Annotated in this window: 24 protein-coding genes; 9 read left to right on the top strand and 15 right to left on the bottom strand. The window is 72.5% G+C overall.

What is annotated here, in order from left to right; all coding sequences use genetic code 11:
- From ACLZOT_RS08150 to ACLZOT_RS08140, 3 genes are all read right to left on the bottom strand, one after another.
- Complete coding sequence (locus ACLZOT_RS08150; protein ID WP_416968077.1) at positions 1-2394, bottom strand: DHA2 family efflux MFS transporter permease subunit; 2394 nt, start codon at positions 2392-2394, stop codon at positions 1-3.
- Between the two features lie 87 nt (positions 2395-2481).
- Complete coding sequence (locus tag ACLZOT_RS08145; RefSeq protein ID WP_416968076.1) at positions 2482-2943, bottom strand: MarR family winged helix-turn-helix transcriptional regulator; 462 nt, start codon at positions 2941-2943, stop codon at positions 2482-2484.
- Positions 2944-3049: 106 nt separating this feature from the next.
- The gene (locus ACLZOT_RS08140; RefSeq protein ID WP_416968075.1) at positions 3050-4711 is read right to left on the bottom strand and encodes a BCCT family transporter; all 1662 of its coding nucleotides are present in this window, start codon (positions 4709-4711) and stop codon (positions 3050-3052) included.
- A 463-nt stretch (positions 4712-5174) separates the two neighbouring features.
- Here ACLZOT_RS08140 and ACLZOT_RS08135 point away from each other — a divergent pair, with 463 nt between their 5' ends.
- From ACLZOT_RS08135 to ACLZOT_RS08125, 3 genes are all read left to right on the top strand, one after another.
- Positions 5175-5324 (top strand): hypothetical protein, encoded by a 150-nt coding sequence (locus ACLZOT_RS08135; RefSeq protein ID WP_416968074.1) that lies wholly within the window; start codon positions 5175-5177, stop codon positions 5322-5324.
- Complete coding sequence (locus tag ACLZOT_RS08130; RefSeq protein WP_416968073.1) at positions 5321-6184, top strand: phosphotransferase enzyme family protein; 864 nt, start codon at positions 5321-5323, stop codon at positions 6182-6184. The genes ACLZOT_RS08135 and ACLZOT_RS08130 overlap by 4 nt, the downstream gene beginning before the upstream one ends.
- Positions 6185-6333: 149 nt before the next feature.
- The gene (locus tag ACLZOT_RS08125; RefSeq protein ID WP_416968319.1) at positions 6334-8100 is read left to right on the top strand and encodes an ATP-binding cassette domain-containing protein; all 1767 of its coding nucleotides are present in this window, start codon (positions 6334-6336) and stop codon (positions 8098-8100) included.
- 40 nt (positions 8101-8140) lie between these two features.
- Here ACLZOT_RS08125 and ACLZOT_RS08120 read toward each other — a convergent pair whose 3' ends face one another.
- Positions 8141-8671 (bottom strand): hypothetical protein, encoded by a 531-nt coding sequence (locus ACLZOT_RS08120; protein WP_416968072.1) that lies wholly within the window; start codon positions 8669-8671, stop codon positions 8141-8143.
- 145 nt (positions 8672-8816) lie between these two features.
- Here ACLZOT_RS08120 and ACLZOT_RS08115 point away from each other — a divergent pair, with 145 nt between their 5' ends.
- Positions 8817-9374 carry a DinB family protein gene (locus ACLZOT_RS08115; RefSeq protein ID WP_416968071.1) on the top strand — a complete coding sequence of 186 codons (558 nt, stop codon included), beginning with the start codon at positions 8817-8819 and terminating at the stop codon, positions 9372-9374.
- A gap of 45 nt (positions 9375-9419) precedes the next feature.
- Here ACLZOT_RS08115 and ACLZOT_RS08110 read toward each other — a convergent pair whose 3' ends face one another.
- On the bottom strand, positions 9420-9659 hold the full coding sequence (locus tag ACLZOT_RS08110; RefSeq protein ID WP_416968070.1) for a cellulose binding domain-containing protein: 240 nt from the start codon (positions 9657-9659) through the stop codon (positions 9420-9422).
- Positions 9656-11113 (bottom strand): cellulose-binding protein, encoded by a 1458-nt coding sequence (locus tag ACLZOT_RS08105; protein ID WP_416968069.1) that lies wholly within the window; start codon positions 11111-11113, stop codon positions 9656-9658. Before ACLZOT_RS08105 ends, ACLZOT_RS08110 begins: the two co-directional genes overlap by 4 nt.
- A gap of 297 nt (positions 11114-11410) precedes the next feature.
- Here ACLZOT_RS08105 and ACLZOT_RS08100 point away from each other — a divergent pair, with 297 nt between their 5' ends.
- Positions 11411-13570, top strand: coding sequence for an MMPL family transporter (locus tag ACLZOT_RS08100; RefSeq protein WP_416968068.1), 2160 nt, complete (start codon positions 11411-11413; stop codon positions 13568-13570).
- A 37-nt stretch (positions 13571-13607) separates the two neighbouring features.
- Positions 13608-13901, top strand: coding sequence for a DUF6479 family protein (locus tag ACLZOT_RS08095; RefSeq protein ID WP_416968067.1), 294 nt, complete (start codon positions 13608-13610; stop codon positions 13899-13901).
- Between the two features lie 6 nt (positions 13902-13907).
- On the opposite strand, the gene ACLZOT_RS08090 is transcribed toward ACLZOT_RS08095, so the two are convergent.
- Positions 13908-14867: a glycoside hydrolase family 43 protein gene (locus ACLZOT_RS08090; protein ID WP_416968318.1), complete on the bottom strand. Its 960-nt coding sequence runs from the start codon at positions 14865-14867 to the stop codon at positions 13908-13910.
- Positions 14868-14927: 60 nt separating this feature from the next.
- Positions 14928-15836 carry a TIGR03619 family F420-dependent LLM class oxidoreductase gene (locus tag ACLZOT_RS08085; protein WP_416968066.1) on the bottom strand — a complete coding sequence of 303 codons (909 nt, stop codon included), beginning with the start codon at positions 15834-15836 and terminating at the stop codon, positions 14928-14930.
- Positions 15837-15981: 145 nt separating this feature from the next.
- Here ACLZOT_RS08085 and ACLZOT_RS08080 point away from each other — a divergent pair, with 145 nt between their 5' ends.
- Positions 15982-16569, top strand: a complete 588-nt coding sequence (locus tag ACLZOT_RS08080; RefSeq protein WP_416968065.1) for a hypothetical protein — start codon at positions 15982-15984, stop codon at positions 16567-16569.
- Here ACLZOT_RS08080 and ACLZOT_RS08075 read toward each other — a convergent pair.
- From ACLZOT_RS08075 to ACLZOT_RS08045, 7 genes are all read right to left on the bottom strand, one after another.
- On the bottom strand, positions 16515-16910 hold the full coding sequence (locus ACLZOT_RS08075; RefSeq protein ID WP_416968064.1) for a GNAT family N-acetyltransferase: 396 nt from the start codon (positions 16908-16910) through the stop codon (positions 16515-16517). The two genes, ACLZOT_RS08080 and ACLZOT_RS08075, sit on opposite strands and share 55 nt — an antisense overlap.
- A complete protein-coding gene (locus tag ACLZOT_RS08070; RefSeq protein WP_416968063.1) occupies positions 16907-17635 on the bottom strand; it encodes a FadR/GntR family transcriptional regulator in 729 nt (242 codons plus the stop codon). The genes ACLZOT_RS08075 and ACLZOT_RS08070 overlap by 4 nt, the downstream gene beginning before the upstream one ends.
- On the bottom strand, positions 17635-18558 hold the full coding sequence (locus tag ACLZOT_RS08065) for a sugar kinase (protein ID WP_416968062.1): 924 nt from the start codon (positions 18556-18558) through the stop codon (positions 17635-17637). The genes ACLZOT_RS08070 and ACLZOT_RS08065 overlap by 1 nt, the downstream gene beginning before the upstream one ends.
- Positions 18555-19187, bottom strand: coding sequence for a bifunctional 4-hydroxy-2-oxoglutarate aldolase/2-dehydro-3-deoxy-phosphogluconate aldolase (locus tag ACLZOT_RS08060; RefSeq protein ID WP_416968061.1), 633 nt, complete (start codon positions 19185-19187; stop codon positions 18555-18557). Before ACLZOT_RS08060 ends, ACLZOT_RS08065 begins: the two co-directional genes overlap by 4 nt.
- Positions 19188-19291: 104 nt before the next feature.
- Positions 19292-20491 carry a serine hydrolase domain-containing protein gene (locus tag ACLZOT_RS08055; protein ID WP_416968060.1) on the bottom strand — a complete coding sequence of 400 codons (1200 nt, stop codon included), beginning with the start codon at positions 20489-20491 and terminating at the stop codon, positions 19292-19294.
- Between the two features lie 128 nt (positions 20492-20619).
- Complete coding sequence (locus tag ACLZOT_RS08050) at positions 20620-21735, bottom strand: GH12 family glycosyl hydrolase domain-containing protein (RefSeq protein ID WP_416968059.1); 1116 nt, start codon at positions 21733-21735, stop codon at positions 20620-20622.
- Between the two features lie 150 nt (positions 21736-21885).
- The gene (locus ACLZOT_RS08045) at positions 21886-22578 is read right to left on the bottom strand and encodes a FadR/GntR family transcriptional regulator (RefSeq protein ID WP_416968058.1); all 693 of its coding nucleotides are present in this window, start codon (positions 22576-22578) and stop codon (positions 21886-21888) included.
- 208 nt (positions 22579-22786) lie between these two features.
- On the opposite strand from ACLZOT_RS08045, the gene ACLZOT_RS08040 reads away from it, so the two are divergent.
- Positions 22787-24985, top strand: coding sequence for an alpha-L-fucosidase (locus tag ACLZOT_RS08040; RefSeq protein ID WP_416968057.1), 2199 nt, complete (start codon positions 22787-22789; stop codon positions 24983-24985).
- Positions 24986-25092: 107 nt separating this feature from the next.
- Entirely contained in the window at positions 25093-26865 is a 1773-nt protein-coding gene (locus tag ACLZOT_RS08035) for an ABC transporter ATP-binding protein (protein ID WP_416968056.1), read from the top strand.
- Positions 26866-26868 lie beyond the last annotated feature (3 nt).

Below are 26868 nucleotides of genomic sequence, written 5' to 3'. Positions count from 1 at the left end.
TCACTCCCCGGGGTGCGACAGCTCGATGTCGTGGCCGTCGACCCCGGATCCGCCCACGGTGACCTGCGTGGCCCGGGGCGGATACCCGGTCGCCGTCAGCGTGTACGCGCCGCCGCCGAGGTCCGTGAACGCGTACCCGCCGTCCTCGCCGGTGACGGCGGTCGCCACGACGTTGCCGGTCGCGTCGACCAGGGTCACCCGCGCGTCGTTCACCGGCCGGCCCGAGGCCGTCACCGCGCCCCGCACCCGCGACCCCGCGATCAGCTCGACCTCGGTCCGCGTCACTCCGCGCACCGTGATCTCGACAGGCAGCGCCACCGGCCGGAACCCCTCCGCGCTCACCGCGACGGTCACCGGCCCCGGCACCAGGTCCGCGAACCCGAAATCACCGTCGGCCCCGGTCACCCCGGACGCGACGATCTCTCCGCGTACGTCGGCGGTGACCACCAGCGCCCCCGCCACCGGCTCCTGCCCGCCGGCGGCCCGGACGGTCCCGGCCAGCCCGCTCGTCCCGGCGAGCAGTACGTCGTACGCCACCGGCTCCGCGCCGACCACGACGGTCGCCGCCTGCGGACGGCACCCTTCGGCGGACGCGATGAGGACGTAGCTCCCGGCGCCGGGGGCGTCCACGCGGTACGACCCGTCGGCGCGGGACACGACCCGGCCCACCTGGCGCCCGCCGAGGGAGATGAGGGTGACGGCGGCGCGGGGGACGGGGGCGGAGTCGGCGCCCCGGACGTGGCCGGTGACGGGAACTCCGGTGGTGGTGGGGGGAGTTGGCGCGGTCTGGGGTTCCGACGACGCCGCCGGACCCGGCGTCCGCACCGCCGTACGCCCGCGCAGCCCCACCACGGCCAGCGCCGCCCCGACGAGCGCGAGCACCCCCGTCACCACGGCGGACGTGTGGACGCCCGCCATGAACGCGTCGTGGCTCCCCTCGACGACCGCCGCCCGCAGCTGCCCCGGCATCGCGTCCGACACCGGCGCGACGCCCATCGCGACGGCGTCCTTCGCCTCGCCGAGCTGTTCGGCGACGGTGTGGGGGACGCCCGCGCCGGTGAGTTCGTCGGTGAGGGTGGAGCCGACCCGGCTGCTGATGACGGACACCAGGACGGACGTCCCGAGCGCGCCGCCGACCTGCAAGGACGTGGCCTGGAGGCCGCCCGCGACGCCGCCGTCCCGCACGGGCGCGTTGCCGACGATCGCGTCCGACGACGCGGACATCACCATGCCGACGCCGAGGCCGAGCGCGACGAACGGCGGCCACATCGTGGCGTACGAGGAGTCCGCGCTCCACGCGAGCATCGTGAACGCGGCCCCGCTCTGGAGGACCATCCCCAGCGGCATCGTGACGCGCGGCCCGAACCGCTCGGTGAGCTGCGCGCCCAGCGGCGAGGCGAGCATGGAGGCGATGCTGAGCGGCAGCGTCCGTACCCCCGACTCGACGGGCGTGAACCCGCGGACGTTCTGGAGGTACAGCATCACGAAGAAGATCACCCCGAGCAGGATGAAGAAGTTGAGCGCGGTCACGACCGCCCCGACGGTCAGCGCCGGGCTGCGGAACAGCCGCATCGGCAGCAGGGGATGGGCGATTCGCGTCTCGTACCAGCCGAACAGGACGAGGACGGCGAGCCCGCCGCCGATCGCGCCGAGCGTGCCGCCCGAGGTCCAGCCCCAGGTCTCGCCCTTGACGACGCCGAAGACGACCGCGAGCAGTCCGCCCGCGAGCAGGACGACCCCGGGGACGTCGAACGTCTCGCCGGCGGCGGCCTCGTTGCGGGACTGCGGCAGCACGGCCAGGCCGAAGACGAGCGCGATCACGCCGATGGGCGCGTTGATGTAGAACACGGACTCCCAGTTCACGTGCTCGACGAGCAGCCCGCCGACGATCGGCCCGAGCGCGGTCGACACGGACGAGATCATCGCCCAGATCCCGACGGCCATCCCGAACTTCTTCGGCGGGAACACCGCCCGCAGCAGCGCGAGCGTGTTCGGCATCAGCAGCGCCCCGAACAGCCCCTGGACGGCGCGGAAGGCGATGACGCCCTCGACGGAGCCGACGAGCCCGATCGCGACGGACGCGGCGGTGAACCCGGCGACCCCGACCAGGTAGAGGGTGCGGCGGCCGAGGCGGTCACCGAGCTTCCCGCCCAGGATGAGGGCCGCGGCGAGGGCGAGGAGGTAGGAGTTGGTGACCCACTGCAACTCGGCGGTGGACGCCTTGAGGTCACGGGCGATCTCGGCGTTGGCGATCGACACGACGGACCCGTCGAGACCGACCATGAACAGGCCGAACGCGACGGCGACGAGCGTGAGCCAGGGGTTGGCGCGCAGATCGCGGGGCGGTGTGGTGGAGGTGGGCGCGGGCGCTGTGGAGACAGCGGTGTCAGACATGGGGTCCTCTGGACGTACCGGCGCGCGTTCGCGGCGCGCGTGAAGCACACCGGTTGGGGGCGTGCGGAAAGAGAGGGAAAGGGGGGATCAGTCGTCGCGCAGGGCGTCGGCGAGCGCGACGAGGGCGCCGAGCGCCGAGCCGAGGGCGTCCAGATCACCGTCGGTGAGAGTGCGCAGCGCGGCCGAGATCCGCCGCGTGACCAGGCCGTCCACCTCGGCGATCCGGCGCCGGGCCTCGGCGGTCACGCGCAGGCGTGCCACCCGCTTGTCGGCCTCGTCCTGGTGCCGCTCCAGCAGCCCGGCCGCGGTGAGGCGGGTGACCAGGGCGCTGACGTTGTTGGGCATCATCCGCAGCGCGTCGGCCGCGCTCTGGACGGTCGCCCCGTCGTGCTCGGCGACGTGGTGCAGCAGCGCCAGCTGGCGCTCCGGCGGCTTGGGATACGGCAGATGGCCGTCGAGGTGCCGCTTCACGGACCGGTGCAGCACAGGCAGGCACTCCGCGAGGCCCTCGGCCACACGGTCGGCACTGCTCGCGCTGGTTCCGGACACCCGGGCAGGTTAGGTATGACGAGACACCTATGTCAACATAGCCATTGCTGTCGCCCGGTCGGCGAGGCGGGCCGGGAGACCCGTGCCCGCCCCGCCTCCCACTGCCTCAGGACGCCGACGGCGGCCCGATCCGCAGTTCGAACTCGCCGTCGTACTTCTCGTGTCCGGCGATGACGGCGCTGTCGATGGCCTCCTCGCCGCGTTGGCCCCGGACGATGAGCGGGTCGTGGCGCAGGTCCCGGGTGAGGGCCACGCACAGGCCGACCATGACCAGGGTGAAGGGCGCGGCGGCCAGGATGGTGAGGTTCTGCAGGCCCGTCAGCGCGTCACCGCCGCCCCCGCCGACCAGCAGCATCACGGCGGCGACCGCGCCGGTCAGCACCCCCCAGAACACGACCACCGAGCGGCTCGGCTCCAGTGAGCCGCGCTGCGAGAGTGTGCCCATGACGATGGACGCGGCGTCCGCGCCGGAGACGAAGAAGATGCCGACGAGGACCAGGACGACGACACAGGACAGGGTCGCCGCCGGATACTCCTGGAGCATGCCGAACAGGCGGCTCTCCGGGGTCGTCGCGTCGGTCAGCCGGCCCTGCTCGCGCAGCCGCATCGCCGACCCGCCGAAGACCGCGAACCACAGGAGGCTCACCGTGCTGGGCACGAGGATGACGCCGCCCACGAACTGACGGATCGTGCGGCCCCGGCTGATGCGGGCGATGAACATGCCCACGAAGGGCGCCCACGAGATCCACCACGCCCAGTAGAAGATCGTCCACCCGGACAGCCAGTCCGAGACGCCCTCGCCGCTGGACGCCTGCGTACGGCCCGCCATCTGCGGCAGGTCCCCGACGTAGGAGCCGATCGAGGTCGGCAGCAGGTCCAGGACGAACACGGTCGGGCCGACGACGAACACGAACACGGCGAGCGTCAGCGCCAGCACCATGTTGATGTTCGACAGCCACTGGATGCCCTTCGCGATCCCCGACACCGCCGACGCGACGAACGCGACCGTCAGCACGGCGATCACCGCGACCAGCAGCCCCGTGCCGACGCTGTCCATCCAGCCCAGCTCGGTGATCCCGGAGCGGATCTGGAGCGCGCCCAGGCCCAGGGAGGCCGCCGAGCCGAAGAGGGTCGCGAAGATCGCGAGGACGTCGATGAGCTTCCCCACCCACCCCTCGGCCCGCCGCCTGCCGATCAGCGGGGTGAAGACGGCGCTGATGAGCTGACGCCGGCCGCGCCGGAAGGTGCTGTAGGCGATGGCGAGCCCCACGACGGCGTAGATCGCCCAGGGATGCAGGGTCCAGTGGAACAGGGTGGTGGCCATCGCCGTCTCGACGGCCTGCGCGTCGCTGGTGGGGGAGGTGCCCGGCGGCGGGGAGGCGAAGTGCGAGAGGGGTTCGCTGACGCCGTAGAACATCAGGCCGATGCCCATGCCGGCGCTGAACATCATCGCGACCCAGGAGACGGTCCGGAACTCCGGCGGCTCGTTCTCCGCGCCGAGCGTGATCCGGCCGTACCGGCTCGCCGCCAGCCACAGCGCGAACACCACGAACCCGGAGGCGGTGAGCACGAACGCCCAGCCCGCCTGGTCGATCAGGCCCGTCAGGAGATTCCCCGACACCCGCTTCAGCGTGCCGGTGGACACGGCCCCCACCAGGACGAAGACGAGGGTGAGGGCCGCCGCGACGCCGAACACGACCGGGTCGGTGCCGCTCGCCTCCCCGCCCCGTTCTCGCAGCCCGCGCTCCTCCACCGTGGTTCCCGTCATACGCCGTCCCTTCCCGGTCGGGCACCATCGGCCACCCAGCCGTCATCACATGGCGGAACAGTCGCCACGATGCGGAACAGGCTCCCGCCGCCGGGGTACCCCGTCAACCCTTCGCGCAGGCGGAGGTTCACCCGGCCGGCCCACCGGGAACAGCGAGTTCGAGCCACTTCGCCGGACGCGTGACCGCACGCATCGGCCCCGCCGGACGCGAATCCTTTCTGCCGCCGTCCGCCCAGGTCACCGCCGTGCGACAACCCCCTTGGACACCGCCGCGCCGGCCCTGAGGAATGTCCGGATCCCGGCGCCGGACCCCGCCGATTGTCAGTGGCGGCGGAGAGGGTGCGGATCACCGAGCACGTCCCCGGCCTCGCGACGGAGCCGCGCCCGGCCGACCGCCCGGTGCTCCCCGCACCACCCCTGTGACCAGGGGAGTTCACCGGGCCCCCGCTACCGAGGAGAAGCCATGCATACCGTCCGCCCCCGCACCGCCCATCGGCCCGCGTCCGAGAATCCCCCCGCCCAGGCGGCCCGCGCCGCCTCCCGCCGCCCCGTCGACGTCCGCCGCGCCCTGTTCTCGTCCGCGTCACGCCCCTCGTCGAGGTGGGGCGCATGACCGGCCTCGCACCCGCCGTCCTCGCCTGGGCCGCCGGCACCCTCGGCGCCCGCCCCGAGGCGGAGGACGCCTCCCGGCCGCGGACCGACGCCCGTGTCTGGAAACTGACCCTGCCCGACGGCGCCCGCTTCTACCTGAAGCTCTCCCCGCGCCCCCTCATGTACGAGCGCGAGACCCTCGCCCTGCGCCACGCCGCCCCCGCCCTCGGCGCCGGCCACGCACCGAGGCTGCGCGCCTCCAACGCCCAGCACCTCGCCCTGCTCCTCACCGCGGTCCCCGGCCGCTCCCTCGAACAGCAGACACTCACCCCCGCCGACGAGGCCCGCGCCCACCGCCACGGCGGCGTCCTCCTCGCCCGCCTGCACCGGGCCGGCGAACTGTCCGGACCCCGCCGCAAGGAAGCCGCCGCAGCCCTGCGCGCCGCCGCCGACGGAGCCGGCAACCACCTGCACCGCGCCGGACTCACCGCACCCGAGCGCAAACTCGTCCGCGGCCTCACCACCCGCCTGCGCACCCTCCCCCCGCTCCCGCTCGCCTTCACCCACGGCGACGCCCGCGAACGCAACCTCCTGTGGTCCCGGACCCACCGCCAGGCCGGCTGGATCGACTTCGACCGCTCCCGGTTCGCCACCGCCGTCCAGGACTTCGTCCCGCTGGCCTGCACCACCTGGACGGACCGCCCCGACCTGCGGGCCGCGTTCCTCCAGGGCTACGGCCGTGACCTCACCCCCGAGGAGAAACAGGCGCTGACCTGCCTCGCGGGCATCGACGCCGTCAACTGCCTGGCCCACCACGACCCCACGCTCACCGCCCGGGGCCGCCGTACCCTGGACCGGCTCATGGCGGGGGTGTTCGCGTGACCGCCCAGCCCGACAGCGCGTCGCTGCCCGCCGCCCGCACCCAGCACCCCGAACCGGCCACGGACCTCCCCCAGCCGTCCGCGCCACCGGAACTCGACTACAACGGCCGCAAACACCGCCACGCCATGGAGGACGCCACCCTCTGGGACATGGCCCGCCGCATCCCCACCGCGCTCCTCCAGACGGCCCGCCTCGCCTGGCGGGTCGACCGCCGCATGGTCGTCACGATCGCCGTGTGCCAGCTCCTGTCCGGCCTCGCCACGGCCGTCATGCTCGGCGCCGTCGCCCAGGCCCTGCCCCGCCTCACCGGCGCCGACCCCCGCGAGGGCCTGGAGCGGGCCTGGCCCGCGCTGACCGTCGCCGTCACGGCGATGGCCGCCGGCGCCGCCCTGTGGATCCTCGCCGACTGGGCCACCCGACGCCTCAACCCCCAGATCGCCTCGGCCGCCGACCTCACCCTCGTCGACCTCCACATGCGCGCCGAACTCGCCGCCTACGACACGGAGGGCTTCCGCGACCGCAGCCAGGCCGCCGAGATCGGCGCCCTGCGCGCCGTGGACCTCGCCGACGACGCCAAGACCCTCACCAACGCCCTGGTCCAACTCCTCTCGGCGGCAACCGTCCTGACCTCCCTGCACCCCCTGCTCCTCGGCGTCCTCCTGCTGTCCGTCGTCCCGCGCGGCCTCGGCGGCGTGATCGCCGCGCGCATCGACTACCGCGTCCACGACCGCACCATCTCCGCGCGCAACGTCCGCGGCATGATGCGCTGGTGGCTCACGACGGCCGAACTCGCCGACGAACTGCGGGCCAACACCATGCGCCCCTACCTGCACTACTGGTACCGGGCCATGTGCGACCGCGTCGAGGGCCGCGCCCTGGAAGGCGCCCGCCCCTACCTGCTGGTCACCATGCTGGCCGCGTCCCTGGGCGGCCTGTTCACCCTCGGGATGTGGATGTCACTGGCCGGACTGGTCCTCGCCGGGGCCATGTCCACGGCACTCGCCGGGACCGCCGTCGTCGCCTCGCAGACCGCCGGACGCGCCCTCAACTCCATCGTCCGGTACAGCACGGTGATGTTCCACCACGGCCTCTACCTCTCCGACTACCACGACTTCGTGGACGAGGTCCGCGCCACCACCACGGCACGCGGCACCACACAGGCCACCGCACCCGGGCGGATCCGCCTGGAGAACGCCACCTACGCCTACCCCGGCAAGGACACGCCGGCCGTGGGCCCCGTCACCCTCACCCTGAACCGGGGCGAGGTCGTCGCCCTCGTCGGCGAGAACGGCGCCGGGAAGTCGACCCTGATCCGCATGCTCACCGGCCTGACCGTCCCCACCGGCGGCCGGGTCCTGTGGGACGACACCGACCTGGCCGTCACCGACGCCGAATCGGTGTGGCGGCACGTCGGCCTCGTCCCGCAGAAGAACGGCCACTGGCCGCTCGCCGCCCGCGAGAACATCACCCTCGGCCAGCCCCGCGAACACGACGACGACCGCATCTGGGACGCCGCCCGCCGCGTCGGCATGGACGAGGCACTCACCGCCCTGCCCGACCGCCTCGACACCCTGCTGGCCCGCTCCGTGTGGGGCGGACACGAACTCTCCGGCGGACAGTGGCAGCGCGTCGCCTGCGCCCGCGCCCTCTACCGCGAGCCCGCCGTCCTGGTCCTCGACGAACCCACCAGTGAGATGGACGCGCGCGGCGAGCACATCGTCTTCCGCGAGCTGCGCGCGATGTCCCCCGACCGCGTCACCGTCGTCGTCACCCACCGCCTCGACAACGTCCGCATGGCCGACCGCGTGATCGTCCTCGACCAGGGGCGCATCCGCGAACAAGGCACCTTCGACGACCTCGTCAACACGGAAGGGAGCCTGCTGGCCGAGCTGTACGCCCTCTCCCAGGACCGCTGAGCACCGAGGCGTGCCCCACCCGGGGCACGCCTCACCTCACCTACCAGGTGTGGGCGACGTCCACCACGAGCCGCCCGTCCAACTGGAGCACCCGGAACGGCAGCCGCGCGCGGATCCCCAGCCCGAACTGGCTCTGCCCCTCGAAGGAGCCCGCGTACACGGCGTCCCGGAACGTCGGGTACCCGACCGGCTTCGGCGCCGGACCCGGATAGGTCGGCGTCCCGGTCTCCGGGTCGTACGTCGGTGCGTGCACGACGACTTCGAGGATGGCCCCGCCGGTCACCGGGACCGGATCGCCGCTGGGGTCGTGGATGAGGGTGTCGACGTAGCGGACGGTGTACCCGAGCTGGCTCGCCGTCGCGCCGGGGACGTCGACCACGAAACGGTCGTAGCAGTCGTGGGTGCCGATCCGGACGTTGGTGATGTACTCGCCGGACGTGCTGGACCAGTTGTTCTTGACCAGGCTGCCCCAGCCGGTCGGACAGGCGACGGCCGTCCGCGCGGAGAGGTCCGCCGCGGCGGCGGGCACCACGGCCGCGCCGAGGGCCGCGGTCGTCAGAGCGGTGATCATGAGGATGGCGCTGCGTCGTAACACTTGTTCCCCCAAGCGTCGGGTGTCCCGTTACGGGATGAGACAACCGGATCGCCCCGAAGGTTGCGCCCGGCCGCCCGGTGCCGGTGAAATCCGCTGGCGTGCCGCAGGCCCGGCCGGGACCATGACGCGCATGAGCGACACTCCCGAACGATGGACCCAGGCGAGCGTCTACCCCGACATGTGGGTCGACCCGGACGACGACCCCCGCGAGGGCGCGAGTCCGGACGGGGAGCTGGCGACGCTGCTCGACTTCCTCTCCGGGTACCGCCTGACCCTGCTGATGAAATGCGAGGGCCTGACGCCGCAGCAGCTCGCGGAGCGCTCGGTCCCGCCGTCCACGATGTCCCTGCTCGGCCTCCTGCGGCACCTCGCCGAGGTGGAGCGTGACTGGCGCGGCTGGTTCGGGGACCCGCTGCCCAAGCTGTACGGCGCACGCGACGCGGACTTCCTGGGCGCCGTGGCCGACCAGGCCGTCGTGGACGCCGCGTACGCCGACCTCAAGCGGGAACAGGACGCGCTGGACGAGGCGTTGGCCGCGTTCCCCGACCTCGGACAGCGGGTGGGGAAGGACCAGGTCTCGATCCGGGAGCTGATCGTCCACGGGATCGAGGAGTACGCCCGGCACTGCGGACACGCGGATCTGCTGCGGGAGCGGGTGGACGGCCGGGTCGGGCAGTGAGAGGGGCGGGCGGGGCCGCCGGATGTCACCCCGCCCGCCCCGCTCTCAGGGGCTCGCGCAGCTCAGACCGCTCGGCGCGGTCGTCCCCCCACTGACCGTGAACCCGAACGTGGTGCTCGCCCCGACGCCCAACGCCCCGTTCCAGGACGCGTTGCGCACGGTCACGTTCCCCGTGGTGCCGGTGCTCTGACCGCTCCACAGACTGGAGACGGTCTGCCCGGCGGGCAGCGGCAGCGTGACCGTCCAGCCGGCGAGGGCGGCGGAACTCCCGTTGGTGACGGTCACCTCGCCCTGATAGCCGCCCTGCCACGAACCGACGGTCCGGTGCACGGCGGTACAGACGGCCCCCGGCTCACCCCCGCCGGTCGTACCGCCCGTAGTGGTCCCGGTCGTCGTACCCGTCGTTGTCCCCGTGGTCGTCCCACCCGCAGCGGTCCCACCCGTAGTGGTCCCCCCTGCCGTGGTCCCACCCGAAGTGCTCCCCCCCCACCCGAAAGCACCGGCGTGCTCCAGTCCCGCCACTGCCCCAGATTCCCCGCCTTGTTCGCGGCGACCCGGAACACCCCCGGCGAACTCCCCGTCCCCTTGAGGAACTTCGCCAGGCTCTGCTGGAGCGGCGCCCGCCACTCCGCCCGGGACGCGCAGTGCGTCCCGTCCTGGACGTCCGACCAGTAGCTGATGTTCGCCCCCGCGCCCAGCGCCTTGTACACCTCGGCGCCGCCGAGCGCGCCGACGCTGCCGGAGCGTGCGCCGAGCCAGTCGATGTGCGGGTTGTCCATGACGAACAGCCCCCGGGGCGCGACCATCCCGACGATCTCGTGGGTGTCGACGGGCAGGGCGTTCGGGTTGCCCACGTACGGGCTGAAGGCGTCGCCGAACCACGGCTGACCGTTGTACGCGTTGGTCAGCGGCTCCGACCCGCTCTCCCCGGGGATGCCCCGCCAGATCGGCACACCGGCCGTCCCCGACTCGATCGGCATCGTCAGCGCGATCCGCTGGTCGAACGCCCCGGCGACGAACGCGCCCTTCCCGAACCGCGAGCACCCGGTCACGCCGGTCGCGTCGGCCTTGAGGACGGAGCCGCCCGCCTGCTCGACGACGTCGATGATCCGGCTGACGCCCCAGGACCAGGCCATCAGGAGCCCGGTGCTGCTGGTGGAGCCGTACAGGCTGTAGAAGGCGCCCTGCTTGTTGTTGCGGGGCGTGTTCTCGGCGCCGACCGCGTACGGGTCGTAGCTGATGACGGCGACCCCGGCGGCCTTGATGGTCGCGGTGTCCGCGCCGAACCCGCCGTACACGATCACGGCCGGGAACGGCCCGGTTCCGCTGGGCAGTTCGACGCCCGCCGAGAAGCTCGCGCTCCTGCCCTGGTCGCTGACGTCGACGGTGATGCGGCTGGAGGTGACGGATCCGGTGACCGAGGCGGGTTTCGCCGGCTTCTGGCCGTAGACGGTGCGTTCCGCCAGTTCCCGGATCTCCGCGCGCCGGCACCGCCAGTCGGCGACCGTGGTGACCCGGGAGCCGTCGATCCTGGTGAACGGGTCGGGGAGCAGCGCCTTGGACGCCGTCGGCGTCGCCGCCACCGGGCAGTCGAGCCCGTCGTCCTCGACGCCGGCCGCGAGGACGGAGCTCGCGGGCAGGGACTGGTGGACCGTCGTGCCGACCAGGGCCGCGACCCCGGCGAGAGCGGTCGCCACCAGCAGTCCGGGGCTGTGGCGACGTAAGCGGAAGGAGCGCATGGCACCTCCTGGAGGGGTTACCGGTACTAGGGGTGGGAGCGCTCCCACCATAGGAACGCGCCAGAGGGGCGGCAATGCGCTGCGTCAGGTATTTCCGGCCAATTCCCGGAAAGGAGCCGAAAGTTTCGTCCGGTGGGATCGGACGATGTTGATATCAGAGGCGCGCGGCGGTGCCCGTCCCTACGATGAAGAGCTGAGACATCCGTTCGGCCGGCTCGACGGGGAGCCGGCCGGGTCGCCGATGCCAGGGACCGCTCCCCGGGTGTGGTGATCTTCCTGATCAGGAGGGGTCCCGCAATGTTCCGACGTATGGGCGACACTGTCGTCCGGCATCCGGTCTGGACGATCCTGGCCTGGCTGATCGCGGCGGTGGCGATCGCCGCGACGGCTCCGAGTCTTCCGTCCAGCAGTGACGAGTCGAGCTTTTTGCCCAAGAGTTATGAGTCCATCAAGGCGGCGGACCTCCAGGAGAAGGCGTTCCCCAGCGCCTTCACGCCGTCCGCGATCGCCCTCTTCCAGCGCGACGACGGCGGGAAGCTGACCGCCGCCGACAAGCGGGACGTCACGCGGATCACCCAGGAGCTGGGCGCCAAGAAGATCGACCAGGTGCAGAAGGTCGTCGAGGGCCAGCCCTCCGAGGACGGCCGCTACACGATGACCCTCGTCCAGATGGACAGCAAGAACGCGGGCCAGCCGAAACAGGCGGACGCGGCGAAGATCCTGCGCGACGACGTGAAGGCGCTCGCGCAGGGCACGGACCTCCAGGTCAAGCTGGGCGGATCCGCCGCGCAGGCCCTCGACCAGCAGGACTCCTCCAAACGCGGTGAAGCCCTCATCGGCATCGGCACGTTCGTGATCATCCTGGTCACGCTGCTGATCATCTTCCGGGCGCCGATCCTGGCGTTCCTCCCGCTGGTCCTCATCGGCATCGTCGCCGTGATCGCCAACTCGCTCATCGCGTACGCCACGAAGCTGTTCGACCTCCAGGCCAACAGCTCGATCTCGTCGATCCTCATCGTCGTGCTGTTCGGCGTGGGCACCGACTACTTCCTGTTCCTGATGTTCCGCTACCGAGAACGCCTGCGCGCCGGCGACGAACCCAAGCAGGCCATGGTCAACGCGGTCGCCCGGGTCGGGGAGGCCATCGCCTCGGCGGCCGGCGCCGTCATCATCGCGTTCCTCGCGCTGGTCCTGTCCACGCTGGGCTTCCTCAAGCAGATGGGCCCGGCTCTCGCCATCGCGGTGACCGTCACCCTCATCGCGGGCCTGACCCTGATCCCGGCGGTCGTCTCCCTGATCGGGCCGCGCATCTTCTGGCCCTCGAAGTCCTGGCAGCACGAACCCTCCGACGCCCGCTTCGCCGCCCTCGGCCGGGCCGTGCAGCGCCGGCCCGCACTGACCGCCGCGGTCTCCGGGATCGTCCTGCTCGTGCTGTCGCTGGGCACCCTCGGCTACAAGGCGACCTTCGACCTCGCCTCGGGCTCCATGCCGAAGACCAAGGAGTCGATGGTCGTCCAGGACGAGATGGGCAAGGCGTACTCGGCGGGCGCCGCCGCGCCGACCGACGTCTACCTCTCCAGCACCGACGGCCGCCCCCTCGACCGGTCCGCGTTCGCGTCGTACGCCGAGAAGCTCGGCGCGGTCGACGGGGTCGCCAGCGCCAAGATGACGCAGACGAACAAGGAGGGCACGACCGCCGACTTCACCGTCACCCTCAAGTACGAGGCGTCCACCGACAAGGCGCTGGACGCGGTCGGCAAGGTGCGCTCCGTCGCCCACGACCAGGCGCCCGAGGGGACGAAGGCCCTGGTGGGTGGCATGTCGTCGATCTACAAGGACATCCAGTCGGCCGTCAACCACGACTACCGCACGGTGTTCCCGGTCGCCGCCGCGCTGATCATGGTCATCCTGGGGCTCCTGCTGCGCAGCGTCGTCGCGCCCTGGTACCTGATCGCCTCCGTGGGGCTCGGCTTCGGTGCGACCCTCGGCGCCACCGTGTGGATCTTCCAGGACATGCAGGGGCACTCGGGGCTGATGTTCATGCTCCCGGTGATCATGTATCTGTTCGTCGTCGCCATCGGCACCGACTACAACATCCTCATGATCGCCCGGCTCCGCGAGGAGGCCCGCGAGGGCCGCAGTCCCCGCGAGGCCGCCGGCATGGCCCTGCGCCACGCCGGGCCGACCGTCGCCGCGGCCGGGTTCATCCTCGCCGCGACCTTCGCGACGATGATGCTCGCGGGCAACTCCCTCCTCACCGAGATGGGTTTCGCGGTCTCCTTCGGCATCGCGATCGCCGCGTTCGTCATGGCGATGTTCTTCACACCCAGCCTGACGGCCCTCATCGGCCACGCCGCGTGGTGGCCCGGCCACGCGGACCGCGCGGTCACCCCGCCTCCGGACCCGGGCCGCACGGGCGGCACGCCGGTCAGGGACACGGCGGGACGGCGCGAGTAGCACGCATCGGACCCCGGGTACTGGGTACCCGGGGCCGGTGAACACGACAATCGTGGGTTCGGTGGCCGTCGTCCTGTGCGGTCTGCTCCTGACCGCCGCCCTGGTGTGGGCCGTCCGGTTCGGCACCCGGGTGCGCCGGCGCGAGCAGTCGCCGGGACGACTCCCGCCCCAGGAGCCGGTCCGGCAGCCGGTCGACGAGTCCGAGCACCGCCAGACCCGGGAGCCGAACGAGGTGCCCCGCCTCCCGGACGACGCGCCCCGCCCCACCCCGCACGACCTCGGCAACGCCCCCGACCGGCCCGGCCGGCACCGGGGCGGGTCACGCTGGTGAGCCGGGTCAGCCGTCGAGGTCCGTGCGCTGCCGCACGACGCTCAGCTCATGGCCGTCGAGCCGCATCTCGTACAGCTTGCCGCGCGCGTTCTCGAACGGCCGGTGCAGGATCATCATCAACTCGCCCTCGAAGGTGCGGAACAGCATGCCGTGGCCGCTGTCCTCGCGGACCAGGGGGCGGCGCTGCGTCCACGGCCCGGTGAGGGCCCCGGACTCCGAGACCGCGTACGTCTGGACGTAGTCCCCGGACAGGGAGCCGTCCGCGCCGGGCACGTTCTTCTCGTACGTCGACCACAGCATGAGCAGCGCGCCGTCGGGGGCGCGGACCAGCTGGGGGCCGTCGGTGACGTACGGCGGGAGGCGGTACGGCGTGCCGGCGGGGATCTGCTCGTTCAGCCAGAACGCGTCCGAGCCCCGGAAGAGGTGGACCGGGTCGCCGACCGTGCCGGAGAGGTCCGCGGTGAGACGGACGGCCTCGATCGTGCCGTCGACGGTCTGGAGCCATTCGTGCGCGTACACCATCCACGGCTGCCCGTCCGGGTCGGTGTAGAGCGTGCCGTCGAGCGTCATCAGATGCCCGGGAGTCGTCGGCCGGGACGGGTCCAGGACGGTGAACGGGCCCAGCGGGGAGTCGGACACGGCGGTGACCGTGCCGCGCATGTACGTCCCCTCCGCCAGGCGCCGTTCCTCGTTGTGCAGCGTGGTGAACAGGTAGTAGCGGCCCGCCCGTTCGTGCACCTCGGGCGCCCACGCGCCGTCGGTCGCCCAGATGCCGTCCTGCGCGGCGGCGCGGAAGACGACGACCGGCGGCGCCCAGTCACGCAGGTCGGTGCTGCGGTAGACCATCGTCCCCGCGCCCTCGACGCCCGACACGGACGGTTCGTTGGACGTGTAGAGGTGGTAGGTGCGGGACTTGGCGTCGGCGACGACGTACGGATCGTGCAGCGGCATGCCGGGCAGCCGCATCAGTTCGGTGGCAGTCACGCGCGGAGGATACGTTCGCCGCCGCCGCGCCGGACAGCCGGGTCAGCGTGACAGTTCGAGGACCTGCCCGGCCAGGTCGAGGGCCTGGTCCACGCTCTGGTCGACCAGGTAGACGAGGTCCGCGAAGACGTGGTCCAGCTCTGTCTCGTCCCGGGTGCGCCGGACGACGTCCGCGATGTCCCGGGGCGTCGAGCCGGCCGCGACGTTGATCCGCAGGATCGCGCCGACGCCGGCCGGGTCACGTCCCTCGGCCTCGGCGAGCCGGCGGAGGTCCCGGAGCGGGGCGGTGACCGTCGCCGCCGGGTCGTAGCTCCCGCCGGGCGTCACGAAGGCGACCGGCATGATGCCGTCCGCGCGGCGGGCGGCGCGGCGCTGCGAGGCGGGCGAGAACGCCGAGAGGTAGACCGGCGGGCGGGGCCGCTGGACCGGCTTCGGGCCGATGTGCGCGGCCGGGACGGAGTGGTGGGCGCCGTCGTACCGGGGGACGGGGGCGGCGGTCCACACCGACTCCAGGATGTCGAGGGACTCGTCCAGCCGGGCGCCCCGCTCCTTCCAGGGCACCCCGACGCCCTCGTACTCCTCCGGAGACCAGCCCGAGCCGAGCCCGGCGATCAGGCGGCCCCGGCTCACCACGTCGATGCCGGTCAGCGAACGGGCCAGCAGCAGGGGCGGGTACCAGGGGGCGATGAGGGTGCTGGTGCCGAGCAGCGCCCGGTCGGTGACAGCCGCTGCCACGGAGAGGGCGACGAACGGGTCCAGCGCGGCGTGCAGCTCCGGCGGGATCGTGGTGCCGCCGCCGTAGCCGACGGCCGGGTCGAGCGCCGCGAGCACCCGGTCGCCGACCCACAGGCTGCCGGCGCCGAGTTCCTCGGCCTCCCGGGCGAAGCGGGCGAGCTGGTCGAACTGCCGGTCCATCGGGGCGAACTGGGGGAGTGAGAAACCTGTACGCACGTGCTCCTCCTGAGCGAGGCCGAGAAAGGTGACGTATCATCTAATCGCGCGCTGCCCACCCTAACTCCGGTGCGGGCATGGCGAGTTAGGCCACTTCGGCGAGGCCCGGATTCGGCCTGTTCCCGTCGCTGGGCGTCCTGATCCGATGGCCTCACGCGCCCACGGGCTGCCGGACGGGGCCGAGCAGGGCCCGCCCGTCCCGCTCGACGCCGGACGGGCACGCGATTCCCCCTACGTGGGGAACCGGCCACGCGCCGATGATGTCCGGTCATGCGTGGAGGACTTCCTGTATCTCGCCGTCATGTTCGCGCCGTTCGTCACGCCCTGGGTGGCGCTGGCCGCCCTCGTGGCCGCCGCCCGGCACCTGCGGGGAGCGGGCCGGCCCCGTACGGCGACGTACGCCCTGGCCGCCCTCGCCGCCGGGGCCTCGGCGTTCGGGGCGTACGGGTGGGGGGTGATGTCCGGCTTCCACATCCTCGACCCGGACCAGATGTGCGCGGCCCAGGGCCTGCCCGGCGACCGCATCGTCACGCGGATGACGCTGCCGGTCAGCGCCCAGTGCGTCACCGGGGACGGGGTGGGGAGCGAGTTGGTGCCGGGGTGGGTGAATCCGGTGGTGTACGCCGGGATCGCGCTGTCCGTCCTCGCGGCCGGGGCGGCGGTGTGGAAGGCGGGGCGTCAGAGGGCCAGCAGCCCGGCGGCGGTCTCCCGGAAACCGCAGGCGTCCAGGTAGAACGGACGCAGGTGCTCCTCGAAGTCGACGTGGAGCCAGGCGCATCCGGCGGCGCGGGCTCCCTCGGCGGCAGCGGCGACGAGGGCGACGCCGATGCCCTCCTGCCGGCGGTCCGGGGCGACCACCGTGTCCAGGAGGAAGGCGTGACTCCCGCCGTCCCAGGCCACGTTGACGAACCCGACGAGGACACCGCCGTCGACCGCGCAGACCCAGCCGAGGCTGTGCCGCCGCAGCCGCTCCGCCCACCTCGTGCCGCCCGCCGGATACCCGAAACCCTCGGCGTGGAGCCGGTCGAGGGCGTCGTCGTCGATCTCACCCCGCCAGGCGTACGTGATCGTCATGCCGGGATCGTAGCCGTGCCTGTGCCGGGCGGGACACCGGCGGACCTGACGTCCTCGGCCGCCCGCGCGAGCAGCTCCAGCATCGTGAACTCGGCGCGTGCGGCGTCCTGTTCACGGACGGCGTCGAGGACCGCGCGGTGGCCGGGGACCGGGTCGCCGGCGTCCGCGTGGGCGTGGATCATCCGGTCCCGCTCGCGCAGGCCCGGCTCCAGGAGGAGGTCCATCCGGGCCAGCAGCTCGTTCCCGGTGGCCGCGAGCAGCGCGCGGTGGAAGGACACGTCCGCCTCGGCGGCGGCCAGGGCGTCGCCCCGCGCCCGACCCATCGCCTCCAGCGCCGCGTCGAGCACGGCCAGATCGGCGTCCGTACGGTGCAGGGCCGCCCGGCGTGCGGCGGCCGGCTCGACGATCGCGCGGACGTCGGTGAGGTCGCGCAGGAGCCGTTCGCCGTCGCCCGTCTCCATCCGCCAACGGATCACGTCGGCGTCGAGGAGGTTCCAGTGCGCCCGCTCCCGCACGAACGTGCCCCGCTTCTGCCGGGCGTCGGTCAGGCCCTTCCCGGCGAGCACCTTCAGCGCCTCCCGCATCACGGTCTGGCTGACGTCCAGTTCGGCCCCGAGCGCGCCGACGTCCAGCGTCGCGCCGACGCCGATCGCCCCGCCCACGATGCGCGCGCCGAGCGTGTGGACGACCTGACCGTGCACACCCCGGCCGGAGTAGGCGGCCATCAGCGGATCGCGCTGCCGGACGGCGCGTCCAGCAGGGCGAGTTCGTCACGGTGCGGCAGCCCTTCCCAGTCCCCGCGCGAGGCCACCGCGAACGCCCCGGCGACGGCAGCGCGCCGCAGCCGCTCACCCGGCGCCAAGCCGTCGAGCAGCCCGGAGAGATACCCCGCGCAGAACGCGTCCCCGGCGCCGACCGTGTCCACCACCCGTACCGGCAGGGCGGGTTGACGCAGCCGGCCGCCGTCGGCGGTGTACAGGTCGGCGCCGTCGCCACCCCGCTTGACCACCACCTCCCGCACCCCGGCCGCCAGCAGCTCCCCGATCTCGTCGGCGACCAGGGGCAGTTCGTCGTCCGAGGCGACCAGTACGTCGATCTGGCCGCGCAGTTGACGCAGGCAGTCCGCCGCCGCGTCCCGACTCCACAGGCGGGAGCGGTGGTTGACGTCCAGGACGACGGTCCAGCCGTACGCGCGGGCGTGCTCGACGGCCGCCGTCACCGCGTCGCCCGCTCCGATCGCGCAGGTGATGCCGGTGACGTGCAGCAGCCGGGCCCCATCGGCCAGGGCGGCGGCGAGGTGCTCGGGACGTTGCCGGGAGGCGGCGGAACCCGTGCGCCAGTAGTGGACGCGGGTCACGTCGCCCGCGAGGCGTTCACGGAGCATGGCCCCCGTCGGCGCCTCGGGGTCGGTGGTGGCGTGCCGGACGTCGACGCCCTCGCCGCGCAGCGCCCGCAGGATCGTACGGGCCGGTTCGTCCGCGCCCAGCCGGCCCGCCCAGGAGGCGCGGTGACCGAGGCGGGCGAGCCCCACGGCGACGTTCGACTCGGCCCCGGCGATCGACGTACGGGCCGTGGCGCCCACGGTGAGCGCACCCTCGGCCTGGAGGGACACCATCGTCTCGCCGAAGGTCAGGACGTCCGCGCTCACGCCGTCACCTCGCGGAACCGCCGTACCCGCGCCCGGAGTTGAGCCAGGTCGCCGCCGTGTGCCGCGTCCCCGACGAGGGGCGAACCGACGCCGACGGCCAGGGCCCCGGCCGCGAACCACTCCGGCACCGACTCGGCGTCCACGCCGCCCACCGGGACGACCGGCATGTCGGGGAACGGGTCCTTGAGGGCCCGCAGATAGGCCGGGCCGCCCAACGAGGCGGGGAACAGCTTCACCGCGCTCGCCCCGGCGGCCAGCGCGGCATGCGCCTCCGTCGGCGTCAACGCGCCCGCGAGGACGGGGAGTTCCTCCGCCACGGCCGCGTGGACGCCCTCGCCCAGGACCGGGGTGACGATCCAGGAGGCCCCCGCGTCCCGGGCGCGCAGCAGCTGGTCCCGGGTGACGACGGTGCCCGCGCCGATCAGGGCGTCGCCGCCCGCCGTACGGACGGCTCGCGCGATCACCTCGTACGCCTCCGTCGTGTTGAGGGAGACCTCGACGAGGCCGATCCCCTCCTCGACGAGGGTGAGGACGGTGTGCAGGGCGGCGTCCGCCGAGCGGCCGCGCACGATCGCGGCGAGCCGGTCGCGGCCCAGGCGCGCGGTGAAGTCCGCAGGGGTGATCGTCATGGCCGCCATTTAATAATAATTAATGACTGTGGCCAATGGTGGGGCTAACTGAGCGGCGGTGGCTCCGGGGTCCCGCCCACCCTGCGAGCGGGACCCCGTCGGACTCAGCGCTGCTCGGCGATGTCCGCCTCGGCCGTCCGGAACTTCGCCGCGGCCGACGGCTTCTTCCCGCAGAACGCCGCCTCCAGCGTCCCGCCGAGCGCCGTGTTCGCGGACCCCTTGTTCGACGTGTTCGCCATCGCGGACAGCGCCCGCTTGCCGTCCTTCGTCGCGAACGTGTACGTGTAGAAGCCCTGCACGGTCCCGGTGTGCCCGAAGACCTGCGTGCCGCACGTCAGGTCGTAGCGCCGCAGCCCGAGCCCGTAGAAGCGCGTGTTGGTGGTGTCGGTCGGGGTGACCGTCGTCATCGCGTCCAGCATCTGCGGGGACAGCAGCCTGCCCCGCATCAGCGCGGTGGTGAACGTGTTCAGGTCGGCCGGGCTGGAGATGATCGCCCCGGCGGACTGCGCCCAGGACACCGTCTGCTCCGTCGAGTCGACCAGCGGGGCGCCCGCCTCGTCGGGGTGCAGGTAACCGCGCACGTGGAAGCCGGGGATCTTGGCCTCGGGGTGCACGTACATCGTGTCCTTGAGGTGCAGCGGCTCGAAGATCCGCTGCTCGTACTGGGCCGCGACCGGCGTCCCCGTCAGCTTCTCGATGAGCATCCCGACGACCACGAAGTTCGTGTTGGAGTAGCGGTACGACACCCCGGGCTCGGTGGTGCGGGGCAGCGCCAGCGACAGGTTCAGCAGCTCCTGGTAGCTGAACACCCGGTTCCGGACGGACTCGAAGCCCGGGACGGTGTGCTCGAACATGTCGTCCGTGTAGTCCGCGAGACCGCTGCGGTGCGTCAGCAGGTTGCGCACGGTGATCCGGTCGTCCGGCAGCAGCCCCGGCAGGTACTGGTTGACCGGCGCGTCCAGCGTCAGCCTGCCCTCCTGGACGAGCTGGAGGAGGACCACGCTGGAGAACGTCTTGGTGACACTGCCGACGCGGAACCGCGCCTTGATGTCCATCGGGGCGCCCGACTCGCGGTCCCGCACGCCGACCGTGCGCACCTGCGCGCCGTACGGGCCCACGTAGCGGGCCATCGCGCCGGGGGCGCCCTGGGCCATCGCCGCCTTGAGGGCGGTCTCCACGCCGTCCATGTCGGCGGCGGGGGTGGTCGGGGCCGGAGCGGCGTACGCGGCGGTGGCCGGGAGGACTCCGGTGGCGAGGGCGGCGATCAGGGTGGCGCCGGTGATGAGGCGTCGTGCGTGCGACAACGTGGTTCCTTGTCTCGTCGGTGAAGATCGTCGGTGGGGAAGACACCTCACAAGAGGCACAAGATCCACCGATCGGTTCCGGCGACGCACAGATTTCTCACAGCGTCACCCCGACGCCACCCGTCAGATCACGCGGATGAGCAGGGAGTTCCGTTCAGGGTGAAAACAGTCGGCGCGGCGAACGTCCCGCTGTACGTCCCCTGGAACCCGAACGACTGGGTCCCGCCGGGCGCGATGCTCGCGTTGTGCGCCACCGGCGCCACCGTCACCGACCCCGAGGACGGGGTGACCGACGCGTTCCAGGCGCTGGTGATCTGCTGCCCCGACGGCAGCGCGAACGCCAGCCGCCAGTCCGTGACCGGCGCCGAACCCGTGTTGCCCACGGTCACGTTCGCCGTGAAGCCGCCGGTCCACACGTTCGTCGCATACGTCACCGAACAGGCCGTACCGCCACCGGGAGTTCCCGGCCCGGTGCCCGTGTTCACGCTGGACGAGAAGGAGTTGACGGCGAGCCCCGTCCCGTTCTGCCACGGCTCGAACCCGGCCTGGACGCTCGTCAGATACCAGTTGTTCTGCGCCAGTCCGCGCGCGACCGTCTGCCGCACGAAGTCCATGACGTCGAAGCTCCACGAGTCGATGGCCGACGGCGCGACGAACGACAGCACGTCGTTCGTCCCGTTCCCGCCCTGCCACATCTGCCAGCTCCGGCCGCCCACGGTCACGTTCCCGACCGGCGACCCGATTGGCTGGATCGTCCCGACCCGGTTGAACCAGATCATGATCTCGGTCCGGTTCACCCCGTCGGTACGGGGCGTCGGGTCCAGCCAGATGTCGTACGACGCGTTGTACACGGCGTCCGACACGTACCCGTACGAGATGCTGCTCGGCGCGCTGGAGATCCCGGACACCTGCTTGGGCAGGCTCGTCCCGGGCGAACAGACCGTGTAGTGGCAGCCGTTGAAGACGGACGGGTACGACTTCGGCGCCCCGTTCGTCGGCACGGAGCCGTCCGCCCGGGTCACCCGGAACCCGGTGTCGGTGGAGGTGACGCACTGCGCCTGGGACGTGCCCCACCGGTTGTTCTGGACGACATAGCGCCCCTGGATCGTGGTCGTCCCGTACTGCTCGCACAGCAGAGTGTCGGCCTGCGCCGACGAGGTCACGGTGAAGAGCGCGGCGACAGTGACCAACGCGGTCACGAGCGCGCCGAGCAGGGAGTGGGGGAGGTGCGGTTTCGGTCGCATGCGGGGGCCTCTTTCGGAGGTACGGCCGGATACGGATACCAAGCCGGGGCACCCTCACCTCCGCACTGGTGGGAGCGCTCCCATAGCGTGTTGGACGGGACTATAGGGAACCCCGCTGTCCCTGTCACCCCGTCGAACGCAGATCGACGCTCACGCGTGCGACCGCAGATGCTCCCTCAGCCACTGCTCCGTGTTGCTCACGTGCAGCAGCGCGGCGGCCTGGCTGAGGACGGCGTCGCGGGTGGCGAGGGCCGTGTAGATCGCCTCGTGTTCGGCGAGGGTGCGGCCCGAGGCGCGGTCGTCGACCAGGCCGCGCCAGATGCGGGCGCGCAGGGTGCGGCCGGAGATGCCCTCCAGGAGGGCGAGGAGGGTGTCGTTGCCGGTGGCGGTGACGACCGCGCGGTGGAAGGCCGCGTCGTGGGCGTTGAGCTGTTCGACGTCGTCGCGGGCCTCCCGCATGGCGTCCAGGTGCCGTTTGACCTCGGCGAGTTGGGTGTCCGTCATGCGGGTCGCCGCGAGCGCGGTCGCCGCCGGTTCCAGGAGCCGGCGTACCTCCATGAAGTCCTTGAGGGCCGCCGAGTCGCCCTGGAGGAGTTCCACCGCGCCGCCGAGGCCCTCCAGGAGCAGGCTGGGCTGGAGGCTGGTGACGTACGTGCCGTCGCCCCTGCGGACCTCCAGGACCCGGGCCACCGCCAGCGCCTTGACGGCCTCGCGGGCGAGGTTGCGGGAGAGGCCGAGCTGGGCGGCGAGATCGGGCTCCGGGGGGAGCTTGGAACCGGGGGGAAGCGCGCCCGTCCGGATCAGTTCGCGGATCTGCGCGATGGCCTTGTCCGTCAGCGACATACCGCTTCCCTCCCGTTGATCCGCTGGCCCGATGATAATGCCGCCAGACATGCGATGTCTCATGGGTGACAAGCTGGATGAAAGGTAAGGGAAACGCCCCAACTTCCCTGCTCGGCACAGTGATTCATCCCTTCAAGCCCGTTGACACGCCCCACCCCCAGGCCCGACCTTCGTGTCTGACGAAGCCCCCCACAGCAGGGATGTCCCCATGTCGAACTCGTTCAACAGGCGCCGCTTCCTGGGCGGTTCCACCTGCGTGGCCGCCGCAGCTGTCGCGGGCGGGATGTTCGCACCCGCCGTCGCGCAGGCCGCGCCAGCCGCCTACACCCCCGACTGGGCCTCCCTCGACCGGCACCCGGCGGCCCCGGAGTGGTTCCGGGACGCGAAGTTCGGGATCTACTTCCACTGGGGTGTCTTCAGCGTCCCCGCCTACGACAACGAGTGGTACCCGCGCAACATGTACGAGTCCGGCAGCCGCGCCAACCGCCACCACGTGGAGACCTACGGACAGCCCGCCGACTGGCCCTACCACCAGTTCGTCACCGGCGCCGACGACGCGTCGGGCCGGCGCGTCCAGTTCGCCCCGAAGCTCAGGGCGCAGGGCGGGAACTTCGACCCCGAGGAGTGGGCGCGGCTCTTCGCCGCCTCCGGCGCCCGGTTCGCGGGCCCGGTCGCCGAGCACCACGACGGGTTCTCCATGTGGGACAGCCAGGTCAACGAGTGGAACTCGGTCGACCGGGGCCCGCGCCTGGACCTGCTGCGGATCTTCGCCACCGCCATCCGCTCCCAGGGCCTCAAGCTGCTGGTGGCGATGCACCACGCCTACAACTTCACCGGCTTCTACGAGCACGCCCCCGCCCAGAGCGACCCGAGCCTGCGCAAGTTCTACGGCCAGCTGGGACCGGCCGCCGAGAACCAGCTCTGGTACGACAAGCTCAAGGAGGTCGTCGACCGGGCGCACCCCGACATCCTCTGGCAGGACTTCAACCTGACCGCCGTCGACGAGAGGCGCCGCCTCGACTTCCTCGCCTACTACTACAACCAGGCCGACAGCCGGGGCCAGGAGGTCGTCGCCACCTACAAGGACGGCATGAACGGCAAGGGCGAGGTCTTCGACTACGAACGCGGCGGCCCCGCCGACCTCACCGCCCCCTACTGGCTGACCGACGACAGCATCTCCAGCAGCAGCTGGTGCTACACCCAGGGCATCGGCTACTACACCGTCCAGGAGATGCTGCACTCGTTCCTCGACCGCGTCAGCAAGAACGGCAACGTCCTGCTCAACATCGCGCCCATGGCCGACGGCACGATCCCGCAGGCCCAGCGGGACATCCTCCTCGGCATCGGCGACCACCTGCGCCGCTTCGGCGAGTCCGTGTACGCGACCCGGGCCTGGACGGCGTACGGCGAGGGCCCCACCAAGATGGGCGGCGGCTCCTTCACCCGACCGCACGCCGGGACCGCGCAGGACATCCGCTTCACCCGCGACAAGGCGGGCCGTGTCCTGTACGCGACCGTCCTCGGCTGGCCCGGAGACTCCCTGACGATCACCACGCTCGCCACCGACCGCATCGACCTCTCGACGCTGGCCTCGGTACAGCTCCTCGGCTCCGACGCCGGAACCTACCTCGACCTGCCCGCCCCCACCCAGGGCCCCGCCGGACTGCGGGTCGCCCTGCCCGCCGGCGCCCCCTACAGCGCGGGCGCCTACGTCCTCAAACTCACCTTCGCCGGCCCCGTACCCCACCTGCGCCCCCTGTCCGGCACCGTCGCCCACCAGGACCGCGACGCCGCCGTCCTGCCCGTCGGCGACTACCCGGCACCGGCCCTCACAGCGGCGGGACTGCGCTCCCGTACCCCCTTCTCGCTGCGCCTGGCCCCCGGCTTCCAGGTCGTCGGCCACAGCGCGGACGACCTCACCGGCCCCTTCCGGACCGTCACCGAGGACGCCTCCGGCCTGCGCTTCGGCTCCCTGAAGGTGCAGTTCGCGCCGTCGGCCCGGTTCAGGATCACCAACGTCACCAGCGGCCTCGCCCTCGACAGCGGCGGCGACGTCGCCTCGGGGGCGGGACTCAAGCAGTGGACCTGGGACGGCAGCCCGAACCTCCAGTGGCAGGCCGTCGAGACCGGCGACGGCTGGTACAAGCTGGTCAACCAGGGCAACGGGATGGTCGCCGACGGCTGGGGCGCCACCGCCGACGGCTCCGCCGCCCGGCAGGCGGCCTGGAACGGCTCCGCCGCCCAGCAGTGGCGGATCGTCCACCGCGGCGACGGCCGCCACACCATCGCCAACCGCGTCACCGGCCTCGTCCTCGACGGCGGCGGCGCGGTCCCCTCCGGCTCGGTCACCAAGCAGTGGACGTACGGCAGCAGCACCAACCTGCTCTGGACGTTCACCGCGCTCTGACCGCGCTCCCGCCGGTCGGCGGGGGTGTTCCCCCTGGCCGGGGGATGATCGAGAACCCGCGACGCGCTGGGATGGAAGGCCGGACCAGCAGCGCGAGGAGCACACGGATGAACAGCGGCGGACCCGAGGCCACGGTGGAGACACCGCCCGCACGGGAGACCCTCAAGGCGCTGGGCGGGTACGTCCGCCCGCACCGCTGGGCCGTCGCGCTGGGGCTGCTCCTCGCGCTGGTCGGCGCGGCCGGCGGGCTGGTGCAGCCCCTCGCCACGAAGGCGCTCCTGGACCGGCTGTCGGCGGGGGAGGCCGTCGCCGGGATCCTCTTCGCGCTGACCGCGCTGGTGGTGCTCGGCACGGCCGCCGAGGCCCTCGGCGGATACGTCCTGGAGCGCACGGCCGAGTCGGTGGTCCTCGCGGCCCGCCGCTCCCTCGTCGGACGGCTGCTGCGGCTGCGGCTCGTGGAGGTGGAGCGCGTCCCGCCGGGCGACCTCATGTCCCGGGTCACCTCCGACACGACGCTGCTGCGGGCCGTCACCACCCACGCGATCGTCTCCGCCGCCACCGGCTCCGTCGCGTTCGTCGCCGCGCTCGCCCTGATGGCCGCCCTGGACGCCGTCCTGCTGGGCGTCACCCTGGGCGTCCTCGTGGTGATCGGAGGGGCCGTCGCGCTGGTCATGCCGAAGATCGCGCGGGCCACGGAACGCGCCCAGGAGTCGGTGGGGGAGATCTCCACCGTGCTGGAGCGGGCCTTCGGGGCGTACCGCACCATCAAGGCGTCCGGCGCGGAGGAGCGGGAGACCGTGCGCGCGCAGGCCGCGGTGCGGCGGGCGTGGCAGCACGGCGTACGGACCGCGAAGTGGTCGTCGGCGGCGGACGCCTCGGTCGGGTTCGCCGTGCAGGTGTCGTTCCTCGCCGTGCTCGGCGTCGGCGGGATGCGGGTCGCGTCCGGCGCGATCCCCGTGTCGACGCTGATGGCGTTCCTGCTGTACCTCTTCTACCTGATCGACCCGGTGTCCCGGCTCGTCGACGCCGTCACCCAGTACCAGGAGGGCGCCGCCGCGATCTCCCGCATCACCCGCGCCGAACGCCTCGCCACCGAGCCCTGGGCCTCGGCGAACCCCGCCCCGCCCGCGCCGGGCTGCGCCGCGCGGGTCCGCTTCGAGGACGTCTCCTTCCGTTACGGTCCAGATCTCCCGCCGGTCCACGACCGGGTGAGCTTCGACATCCCCGCCACCGGCCTCACCGCCTTCGTCGGCCCCTCCGGCGCCGGCAAGTCGACGGTGTTCGCGCTCCTGGAGCGCTTCTACGAGACGGACTCGGGACGTGTCCTCGTCGACGGCACCGACGTACGCGACTGGTCCCTGCCGCATCTGCGCTCCACCCTCGGGTACGTCGAGCAGGAGGCGCCCGTCCTCGCCGGCACGCTCCGCGAGAACCTCCTCTTCGCCGCGCCCGGCGCGAGCGACGAGGACCTGCGCGACGTCCTGGCGCGGACCCGGCTCACCGGGCTCGTCGACCGGCTCCCGGACGGCCTCGACACGCCCGTGGGACACCGGGGTTCGGCCCTCTCGGGCGGTGAGCGCCAGCGCGTCGCGATCGCCCGGGCCCTGCTGCGGCGGCCCCGGCTGCTCCTCATGGACGAGGCGACCTCACAGCTCGACGCGGTCAACGAACTCGCCCTGCGCGACCTCGTCGAGGAGACCGCCCGCGACACGACCGTCCTCGTCGTCGCCCACCGCCTGTCGACCGTGACCCGCGCCGACCGGATCGTCGTGATGGAGGCGGGACGCGTGCGCGCGGTCGGCACCCACGAGGAACTGCTCGCCGGGGACCGGCTGTACGCGCGGCTGGCGACGACACAGCTGCTGGCACCGGCGAACTGACGG

This window comes from Streptomyces sp. 4F14, from assembly GCF_048159485.1.
In the GTDB taxonomy this organism is placed as follows: Bacteria; Actinomycetota; Actinomycetes; order Streptomycetales; family Streptomycetaceae; genus Streptomyces.
Note: the sequence above shows the minus strand (reverse complement) of the source record. Positions and strands in the feature narration are given on the sequence as shown.

Bases quoted from the DNA above. Each gene is read 5' to 3' on its own strand.
- ACLZOT_RS08150 (WP_416968077.1), bottom strand. From the start codon at position 2,394: ATGTCTGACACCGCTGTCTCCACAGCGCCCGCGCCCACCTCCACCACA.
- ACLZOT_RS08140 (WP_416968075.1), bottom strand. From the start codon at position 4,711: ATGACGGGAACCACGGTGGAGGAGCGCGGGCTGCGAGAACGGGGCGGG.
- ACLZOT_RS08135 (WP_416968074.1), top strand. From the start codon at position 5,175: ATGCATACCGTCCGCCCCCGCACCGCCCATCGGCCCGCGTCCGAGAAT.
- ACLZOT_RS08130 (WP_416968073.1), top strand. From the start codon at position 5,321: ATGACCGGCCTCGCACCCGCCGTCCTCGCCTGGGCCGCCGGCACCCTC.
- ACLZOT_RS08125 (WP_416968319.1), top strand. From the start codon at position 6,334: ATGGCCCGCCGCATCCCCACCGCGCTCCTCCAGACGGCCCGCCTCGCC.
- ACLZOT_RS08120 (WP_416968072.1), bottom strand. From the start codon at position 8,671: ATGATCACCGCTCTGACGACCGCGGCCCTCGGCGCGGCCGTGGTGCCC.
- ACLZOT_RS08115 (WP_416968071.1), top strand. From the start codon at position 8,817: ATGACGCGCATGAGCGACACTCCCGAACGATGGACCCAGGCGAGCGTC.
- ACLZOT_RS08105 (WP_416968069.1), bottom strand. From the start codon at position 11,113: ATGCGCTCCTTCCGCTTACGTCGCCACAGCCCCGGACTGCTGGTGGCG.
- ACLZOT_RS08100 (WP_416968068.1), top strand. From the start codon at position 11,411: ATGTTCCGACGTATGGGCGACACTGTCGTCCGGCATCCGGTCTGGACG.
- ACLZOT_RS08090 (WP_416968318.1), bottom strand. From the start codon at position 14,867: ATGCGGCTGCCCGGCATGCCGCTGCACGATCCGTACGTCGTCGCCGAC.
- ACLZOT_RS08080 (WP_416968065.1), top strand. From the start codon at position 15,982: ATGGCCTCACGCGCCCACGGGCTGCCGGACGGGGCCGAGCAGGGCCCG.
- ACLZOT_RS08075 (WP_416968064.1), bottom strand. From the start codon at position 16,910: ATGACGATCACGTACGCCTGGCGGGGTGAGATCGACGACGACGCCCTC.
- ACLZOT_RS08070 (WP_416968063.1), bottom strand. From the start codon at position 17,635: ATGGCCGCCTACTCCGGCCGGGGTGTGCACGGTCAGGTCGTCCACACG.
- ACLZOT_RS08060 (WP_416968061.1), bottom strand. From the start codon at position 19,187: ATGACGATCACCCCTGCGGACTTCACCGCGCGCCTGGGCCGCGACCGG.
- ACLZOT_RS08050 (WP_416968059.1), bottom strand. From the start codon at position 21,735: ATGCGACCGAAACCGCACCTCCCCCACTCCCTGCTCGGCGCGCTCGTG.
- ACLZOT_RS08045 (WP_416968058.1), bottom strand. From the start codon at position 22,578: ATGTCGCTGACGGACAAGGCCATCGCGCAGATCCGCGAACTGATCCGG.
- ACLZOT_RS08040 (WP_416968057.1), top strand. From the start codon at position 22,787: ATGTCGAACTCGTTCAACAGGCGCCGCTTCCTGGGCGGTTCCACCTGC.
- ACLZOT_RS08035 (WP_416968056.1), top strand. From the start codon at position 25,093: ATGAACAGCGGCGGACCCGAGGCCACGGTGGAGACACCGCCCGCACGG.